Raw genomic sequence first — 8537 nt, 5'->3', positions numbered from 1 at the left:
TCATCCTTTGAGAGTGTCGCAGCTTCCATCCGGGAGTCAGTTATGCCACTGATGCAGCCTGAAATCCTGAATGGTGAAGGTCGCCTCCATTGGGAACCGTCAAAGTCTTGGGCCGCAGCGTGACCAGCGACGAAGCGCATGACACATCGCATGCTACATCGGTCCTTCGTGCCTGACGACAGCTTCTCAGAATTCTTCTGCTTATTTGAGTGACATGCCGGTGCAATGCCGCAGGTTCAATCCGAGTGGCGAAGTTTAGTCAAGTTGAGGCTCGTTAACAACGAATCACTGGATGGTCACAATGTAATCCTTTTCCTCCCAGCAGCTCGTTTGGGTCCAGAAGAAGGTAAAGCGAATGATGGTTGATGCGGAGGATGCGCTTTCAGGCAGATCGGCGTAGTCGATCTGAAGTGCGTTTCGAGTTGAGTGGGTGTCATGCACCGACTGCCAATTATCGTCCGACCAATGAAGAACAAATGGCGCATTCCCGTGTACTCTCAGGATTTCGCCATGCTGCATAAAACGTACGTGGCGGTTGGGCTTCCATACCTCCAACCGCTTTCGCCTGCTACGCTTGCCGAGATATCGTCTAGCAACTTCCGGAATAGCGTCGTAGACTTTGCCGTCCGCGGTGGATCGGAGGAGCTTTATGTATTCGGCATGAGCCCACATGAGTGGCATCGCTGAACCAGTGGGCTTGCCGAGCCACATATGGATCTCAGGGCGGTCAGCTTCATCCCACGATTGCTCGGGAAGCAGGCCCGTATTCGACGCGAACCCTTCCATCGCCCGAATGTAGGGCTCTGTACTTCGTCCAGCTGCCAATTCGTAATGACCACGCTCACCGGCGAGGAGGGGCCATATGCGCCCCACACCGTACTTTGTAAATGGTTCACCAGGGGCCTGCTGGCCATAACCGTCGTGGTTGTAGCGATGCCACGCCGGGCCCGCCGGTGTATCTGTTTTGAGCACTGCGTCGATAACCTTAATCGTGTCGACGATAATCGGATCATCGACGCGACGGATGCCATAGCGAACAAGTTCGAGAAACCCTCCGTCGACAACGTTGCGAGCAGGAAAGTCACAAGGTTCTCCGGGAGCATGATTGGCAATATGCAACATACGGAGTTCCTTGTCTTCTCCCGGATGCGGCTGCCCAATCTGTTCCGGCAGGATGCGCATGTAATAGGTTGATACGCCATCGAGCAGCGAGCCTGTACGGGTGACGGTCCAAGTCTCTATGTGACTCTCCAGGTAGTCGGCGTATTCCTCGATGAAGTTCGCAGTTTCTTCGTCGCTCTTATCGCGGCACATTGCAGACGCACAGATGAGAGCGGCGATATTTGAGGCGAGCGTCGAAGGCGAATATCCGGAAGCTTCTTCCCATCGTTCCTGCTGCGTGACCGGGCCATTGCGAATAAGGTATGCCGCTCCGTTTAGAACCATATTGGATGGATCGAAATCTGCAAGCGCCTTCTCGCGACGAAGACGCCACGCAAGCAGCATGGGAAAAGCCACCTCATCCAGTTGGATGCCGTGCAGGTAGGCTTCCCCGTTCACCCAGAAATTCTGCGCAAAGCCGCCGTCAGCGTGTTGCGCAACGGCAAGATAAATGAGGGCGCGGAGTGGTGTGGCGGTATCGCCCGCAGCGAGCAGTGCTGTCGCGCTGTTGACCATGTCACGTGTCCAAACGAGATGATAGCCGCCGTGATCGTTGTCCCCTTTCGCTTCGCCCCAGGGGATGGCGAGAGATGCGACGAGCGCGCCGGCAAACGACTTGTCCTCATGGGCAAGCAACAAACTGCAGCTGTTGTTGTACAGGTTGCCTTTGTCAAATGAAGCGCCTTTCAAGGGCTTCAAATGAGATGCAGCCTCATCCCACTGCCTCTTATACCGGTCCAGGTGTTTTTCAAACGGCGTAGCCAAAGACTGAAAAAGATTGGCAACAGCTCGCTGCTCACTATCGCCAAAGGCAAGCCCGAGCGTAAATTCGCGGGTCTCGCTGAGGTCGAGTTCGCCGGTCAATGCAACATTTCCATCGCTCGCAATTTCGAACTCCCAGTCCATGGAGAAGTCTTCGTGGAGATCAGTCCAGCCATCGCTTGCGCCGACGTATCCGCATGAGAGCCGGGAGAACGGAACGGTCGCAGCCATGGCCATCCATTTGCTGCCTTTCTTCGCCATCAGTATGCGTTGACCGTTGGCGACAGCTACGTAGCCGCAGTTGCCCGCACCTCCGGTCTCCAGGTGCGGAGCGCACAGGGTAAAGAGCTTCAGGTCTGCCAGGAGTTTCCGGTTCCTGCTTTTCAGCATTGTTCTTTGCAGGAGACACGGCAGGTGCGGATCGACGATGACTTCCTTGGTCAACGTGTACCGCTCTTCGGGGTCAGCGTTAACGACTCGATACCCTAAGGCATGATCGGAAATGCGCTCCGTGGAAACGGTGAGATCGCGCTTCTCTTCGTGAAAGAAGGTATGGCCGTCGGTTACGAGATACTGCAGATCGCGAAGCTGCGGGCGATCGACGGTAGGATGATAAACCTCAGTAACGATGCCATTCCAGATGGTGAACCAGAGATGGCTCGAAGCGGAGTAGGCAGTGCCCACGCCGGTTTTGTTGCTGTGTGTCCAACGAGGTTCAATCCCCGGTTTCCCGAAGGCTTCTTTGCCGATGACCTGTTGCATGATTGATCCTTACCTTGATACGAAACGCGTGATGCGTGCCGCCGTCGTGAAAGCGAAGAGGTCACTTCCCATGAATTGAATATTCGGAATCAACCATCTCAATTGGGAGGAAGATCGACGATCGTGTACTCGCAGGAAGTGGCACCTATCTTGCCGGTTGCAGCCGCTTTCAGCAAGGTATCCCGAATGGCAGTGCGTCCGGCATACGCCATTACTCCGGTAGAGATTGCGGTTCCGGTGCACCAGGAGCAGAGCTTTCCAAAACAGAACACCTGGCGGCCCACATTGAACGCCGCCGCCGATGCATCAAGGATGAGCTTCGCCCCAAGCAGGCTTCTCGCAGTTCTATGCCGCCGGGCGAGAATCGCCAGCGTGAAGGTAGCACTAAAGCTGACCAACCCTAGCAGCGCATCTGGTATGCCCATCGGGTGTGCGACCTTCGACATGGCTATCCGATTAGAGTCAAACAGGCTCATCGGCGGATCGGGAAGCCGCGATATGACACCGGTCTGATAGAGCCCAACAGGTATAAGCGTGGCAAGAGCGGAACAGCACGCCCCGAGTAAAAGCGCATCATGAGCCGCTGTCTTTCTTTCAACATCCAGCGGCGTCATCAGGAATCGCTCCGCCTTGCCAAGATCACTCCACCAACTGCAGCAAGCAGCGCCGTCACGCCCAGGGTGACGGTGTCCCGGTTGAGCGACAGGAAGATTTCGGCGCTTGTTTTCGAGGACCGGTCACCGAACTTACCCCGCGCGCTATGTCTACCCGGAACATAATCGTAAAGATTATTCGGTGTATTCGGATCCTTGGGTTCGTTTGGTATCTGCTGGGAATCATATCCAGTTCTGCCCAGATAGATATCCAGCAATCCTGGGAAAAGTTTTTGGCCGACGATGGCCATGACGGTGGGAGCTCCGACCCAGTATTCACGTCGTGGATTTTTCGCCAGTCCGGCGGTGATTACAGCCTTAGCGGTGAGCTCCGGATCATAGATGGGAGGCACAGGCTGCGGATCGTTCGGCAAGCGATTCTTCACCCAGTTGAACTGAGTCGTATTCATCGCAGGCATGTGCACCGCTGTCAGCTTCACGTGGCTTCCATCGTGATGAAGCTCGCAACGCAATGAGTCCGTGAATCCGTTGATGGCGTGTTTGCAGGCACAATAGGCTGACTGCAGCGGGATGGAACGATACGAGAGCGCCGAACCAATCTGAATGATGGTGCCGCGATCTCTAGGAAGCATCCGCTTCAATGCAGCAAGCGTTCCGTGGACGAAGCCGAGATAAAGCACATCGGTCACGCGCTTGTAGTCGGCAGCTTCCATCTCTTTAACAGGCGAGAAGACGCTGACCATCGCATCATTGACCCATACGTCGATCGGCCCGAACTCTTGCTCAACGCGGGCTGCAGCCGCGTCGACTGCGCCAGCATCCGACACATCTACAGGAACCGCGATTGCCCGGCCACCAAGCGCCTCGCACTCTTCCCTTGCTGCATTGAGTGCCTCGGGATTCCGCGCCAGCAACCCGATGTGTGCTCCGCGTTTCGCAAAGCCGTGGGCAATCGCCCGCCCAAGCCCAGCAGAGGAGCCTGTGATTACAACTACAAATGCATTGGACATGATTTCCCCAACGTTCATGCAAGAGAACGCGCTTTTCACTCTTCATTTGAGTAGGATGCCGATTTGTTCAAGCGGGACATCCCGCAGGGTACGAATTGTCGTCTACGTAACAGAAGAGGGATGTGAACACATTATGGCTATCGATACCGAGCGGCAGAAGCGGACGATGAGCCTGCTATCCCATTCTGGTTACGATGCGTTGATCTGTTCGTCGGCAACAGAAGTTCTATTGCTGACTGGCTATTGGCCAGTGATGGCTCAGACTGTTGTAGTGTTTTCTGCCGACGGCGCTGTCACGGCCATCGTTCCCGAGGACGAAGTGGGGTTGGCCAAGAAAACTTCGGCGACTGAGATTATCCCCTATCAACCGGCTACGCTAGACACCCTCGACAGCCCACTGTCTCGTCTGAGAGAACCTCTTCGCCGCGCTTTAAAGAGCTTCTCTGCATCAAAGGCAAGCGTGGGGATTCAGATGGAACAGGGGTTGCAGCCCGCCAGTTATGCAGTGTCTGCGGTATTCCGTCCTTCCTTCGCAGCTCTGCTCAGCGAGTTGCTGCCTGAGGCAAAGCTTTCAGGTTGTGACGAGCTCGTGGAAACAATGAAAGCGGTAAAGACAACCAGGGAGCTAGAGATACTGCACACGGCAAGCATCGTCGCGGCGGCTGGATTTCAAGTGGCGGAGAAATGCATCAAAACCGGACGGCGTGAGAACGAGATAGCCGCGGAAATTCAGACGGCCTTCGATACGGCGCACGCGGCCGAATGCTTGCAGCGGAGCTACGGATACTTCTTTTGTATGTCCGGACCGAATTCCGCCACTGCGGCCGCGGCCTATGCTCGAACCAGGCATCGGGTTATTCAAGAAGGTGATCTGGTGATGATCCACGCGAACACGTGTGCCGATGGTTACTGGACCGACATTACGAGAACATATTGCGCAGGAACTCCATCAAGACGCCAGGAAGAGATGCGCTCTGCCATCGACGAGGCGCGGGCAGAAGCTCTGCGCTCTGTTCGTCCCGGGGCGACAGGAAGTGAGATCGACTCGGCTGCGCGGTCAGTGATGGAGGCAGCGGGTTTTGGCAAGGAATTCAAACATGCGACCGGTCATGGCGTGGGCTTTGCAGCTGCAAACCCGAACGCCAGACCGCGTATTCATCCCCTGTCTAACGATGCGCTCGAAGAGGGGATGACATTCAATCTCGAGCCCGCAGCCTACTTCGAAGGCTACGGTGGCATGCGCCACTGTGATGTGATTGCGGTGACAGCTCGTGGCGCCAAAGTCATCACGGATTTTTGAGTCATGGTCATACAAGGAACACCGATCCGCGCGAGCAAAGTACTCGTATACAGAGTGCCCACGGACGCGCCTGAGGCGGACGGAACTCTTGCATGGGACAGTACAACGATGGTGCTTGTGATGCTGGAGGCCGGAGATCAGTGCGGCCTCGGCTATACCTACGCGGATAGCGCGACAGGCAAGCTGGTGAAGACGCTGCTTGAGAAGGTAGTGCAGGGACGGGACCCATTCGACCACGGAGCCATTCTTCAGGAGTTATACATGCAGGTTCGCAACGCGGGAGAAACCGGCATTAGCAGCATGGCAATCTCTGCGATCGACAACGCTCTCTGGGATCTTCGCGCGAGATTGCTGGATACGTCACTGGTCAGTCTGCTGGGTTCGGTGCGCGACGGCATTGCTGTCTATGGCAGCGGAGGCTTTACCTGCTACAACGACGCGCAGCTCAGCGGGCAACTCGGTGGATGGGCTGAGCAGGGCTTCGGCATGGTGAAGATGAAAGTCGGCTCCAACGCCGACGACGATGTGAGGAGAGTAACCGTTGCGCGCGCGGCGATCGGCGAAAACACAAAGCTGTTTGTAGACGCCAACGGCGCTTACACGATCACGCAGGCGCTGCAGTTGGCGAATGCCTTTGCTCACTCCGCAAATGTTCTCTGGTTCGAAGAGCCGGTAAGCTCAGACAACCTGCCGGGACTCAGCGAGGTGCGTGCGCGGTCTCCAGTGGGAATGGATATTGCAGCCGGAGAGTATGGATACACCGCGTGGTACTTCGATCGCATGTTGAAGGCGAGGGCGGTCACCGTGCTGCAGGCTGATGCCACGCGCTGCGGCGGCATCAGCGGGTTTCTGAGTGTAGGAGCGATCTGCTGGGCCGCGAATACGCCGCTTTCTTCCCATTGCGGACCAAGTATGCATTTGCATGTATGCTGTGCTGTCCCGCGCGCAATCCATATGGAGTTCTTTCACGACCACGTGCGCATCGAGCGTATGTTTTTTGACGGATTCTGTGAACCGGTCAATGGAGTTATGTCTCCCGATCGCACTCGTCCGGGCATGGGTCTGGCTCTGAAGGAAAAGGATGTCGAACGCTTTTTGACTTAAGACGCGCGCCGATTGCGTGCATGTTGCACTCTATGCGCCCCACGGCGCCTCAACAGAAGAAGAGGAAATGCAATGGCGAAGCAGGTATCGGATCTAATTGTGGAGCGGCTGGTTGAGTGGGGAGTAGACACGATTTTTGGCTTCCCCGGCGATGGTGTAGACGGCTTTTTCGAGGCGCTGAGGACGCATCAGGACAAGCTCAAGTTCATCCAGGTCAGGCATGAAGAGGCAGCCGCGTTCGCTGCGGTCGGGTATGCAAAGTACACGGGACGGCTTGGCGTGTGCTGCGCGACTTCCGGACCCGGCGGCGTACACCTGTTGAACGGGCTCTACGACGCCAAGTGCGATTTGCAACCAGTGCTCGCAATTACCGGACACACCTTCAGTGACTTGATCGGGATGGACTATCAGCAGGATGTCGATCTGGACAAGCTGTACATGGATGTTTCCGTTTTCAACGAACGTGTGATGGGCCCTGCGCACGCCGTCAACGTGGTGGATATGGCTGTGCGCACGGCATACGGCCGTAAAGGCGTGGCGCACATCTGCATTCCCAAGGATATTCAGGAGTGGGAAGTCACGGACAAACACCGCAGCGGCGCGAATGTGGCGCATCACAGCGGCGACTGGAGCGTCCCATCCTCTGCCAAACCGGCGCAATTGCTGATACAGAGAGCAGCCGATGTGATCAATGAGGGATCGAAGATAACGATCTTCGTGGGACGCGGCGCTTTGGCCTGTCGTGAAGAGGTTTCGCAACTGGCGAAGACGGTGGGTGGTCCGGTGGTGAAAGCGCTGCTGGGGAAAGCTGTGCTTCCCGATCGCAGTCCTTACACGACAGGAGGCATCGGTCTGTTGGGCACAGCGCCTTCTGTCGATGCGATGGAAGAGTGCGACACGCTGATCATGATCGGCACCAGTTATCCGTACATGGAATTCCTGCCCAAGCCAGGGCAGGCAAAGTGCGTGCAGATTGAGATAGACCCGACACGCGTCGGCCTTCGTCACCCGGTGGATGTGGGGTTGGTGGGCGATGCAAAGAGCGTCTTGACCGCGCTGCTGCCACTGTTGAAACCGAAGAAGGACAACTTCCTGAAGAAGTCACAGGAGCGGATGAAGAGCTGGTTCGATTTGATGGAAGAGCGCGGCACCCGTAGCGACATGCCGATGAAGCCGCAAGTCGTAACGCATACGCTTAACAAGCTGCTGAACGACGACGCGGTCGTCTCTTCCGATAGCGGCACTATCGCCACTTGGACGGCTCGGTATGTGGACATTCGCGGGTCTATGCAGTTCTCCCTGTCGGGATCGCTGGCTACCATGGCTAACGGCTTGCCATACAGCATAGGCGCGGCTGTGGCTTATCCGGGGCGGCAAGTGGTGTGCGTTGTCGGCGACGGTGGGCTGACGATGCTAATGGGTGAGATCGCCACTCTTGTGAAGTACAAGCTGCGTGTCTGCGTGATCGTGATCAAGAACAATGTGCTGGGGCAAATCAAGTGGGAGCAGATGATCCTCGAGGGCAACCCGCAGTTCGGCGTGGAACTGGAGCCCATCGACTTTGCGATGGTTGCGAATGCCTGCGGTGCGAGAGGTTTCACCATAGAACGGCCTGAAGATGCCGAAGGCGTGTTACGCGATGCGCTGGCGCACCAGGGGCCGACTGTCGTGCAGGCTGTCGTTGATCCCAACGAACCTCCAATGCCCGGCAAGATTACAACCGAGCAGGCGTTGCATTTTGCTAAAGCTCTGGCACGCGGGCAAAAAGATGCATTGAAGATCATCAAGACAATCGGCATCGATAAACTCCGTGAGGTCCTTTAA

General features: G+C 56.3%; 6 protein-coding genes. 3 read left to right on the top strand and 3 right to left on the bottom strand.

What is annotated here, in order from left to right:
* Window positions 1-285: 285 nt before the first annotated feature.
* From OHL22_RS14910 to OHL22_RS14900, 3 genes are all read right to left on the bottom strand, one after another.
* Window positions 286-2685, bottom strand: a complete 2400-nt coding sequence (locus OHL22_RS14910) for a glycoside hydrolase family 15 protein (RefSeq protein ID WP_263338875.1) — start codon at window positions 2683-2685, stop codon at window positions 286-288.
* Window positions 2686-2783: 98 nt separating this feature from the next.
* Window positions 2784-3299, bottom strand: coding sequence for a vitamin K epoxide reductase family protein (locus OHL22_RS14905; RefSeq protein ID WP_263338873.1), 516 nt, complete (start codon window positions 3297-3299; stop codon window positions 2784-2786).
* Complete coding sequence (locus tag OHL22_RS14900; protein ID WP_263338871.1) at window positions 3299-4309, bottom strand: SDR family oxidoreductase; 1011 nt, start codon at window positions 4307-4309, stop codon at window positions 3299-3301. The genes OHL22_RS14905 and OHL22_RS14900 overlap by 1 nt, the downstream gene beginning before the upstream one ends.
* A 133-nt stretch (window positions 4310-4442) precedes the next feature.
* On the opposite strand from OHL22_RS14900, the gene OHL22_RS14895 reads away from it, so the two are divergent.
* The 3 genes from OHL22_RS14895 to OHL22_RS14885 all read left to right on the top strand — a co-directional run bounded on the left by OHL22_RS14895 (window position 4443) and on the right by OHL22_RS14885 (window position 8537).
* Window positions 4443-5609, top strand: coding sequence for a M24 family metallopeptidase (locus OHL22_RS14895; RefSeq protein WP_263338869.1), 1167 nt, complete (start codon window positions 4443-4445; stop codon window positions 5607-5609).
* Between the two features lie 3 nt (window positions 5610-5612).
* A complete protein-coding gene (locus tag OHL22_RS14890; protein ID WP_263338867.1) occupies window positions 5613-6713 on the top strand; it encodes an enolase C-terminal domain-like protein in 1101 nt (366 codons plus the stop codon).
* Window positions 6714-6785: 72 nt separating this feature from the next.
* A complete protein-coding gene (locus OHL22_RS14885; protein ID WP_263338864.1) occupies window positions 6786-8537 on the top strand; it encodes a thiamine pyrophosphate-dependent enzyme in 1752 nt (583 codons plus the stop codon).

Source organism: Acidicapsa dinghuensis, assembly GCF_025685685.1.
GTDB lineage: Bacteria > Acidobacteriota > Terriglobia > Terriglobales > Acidobacteriaceae > Acidicapsa > Acidicapsa dinghuensis.
This window is presented reverse-complemented; position numbering and strand designations above follow the sequence as displayed.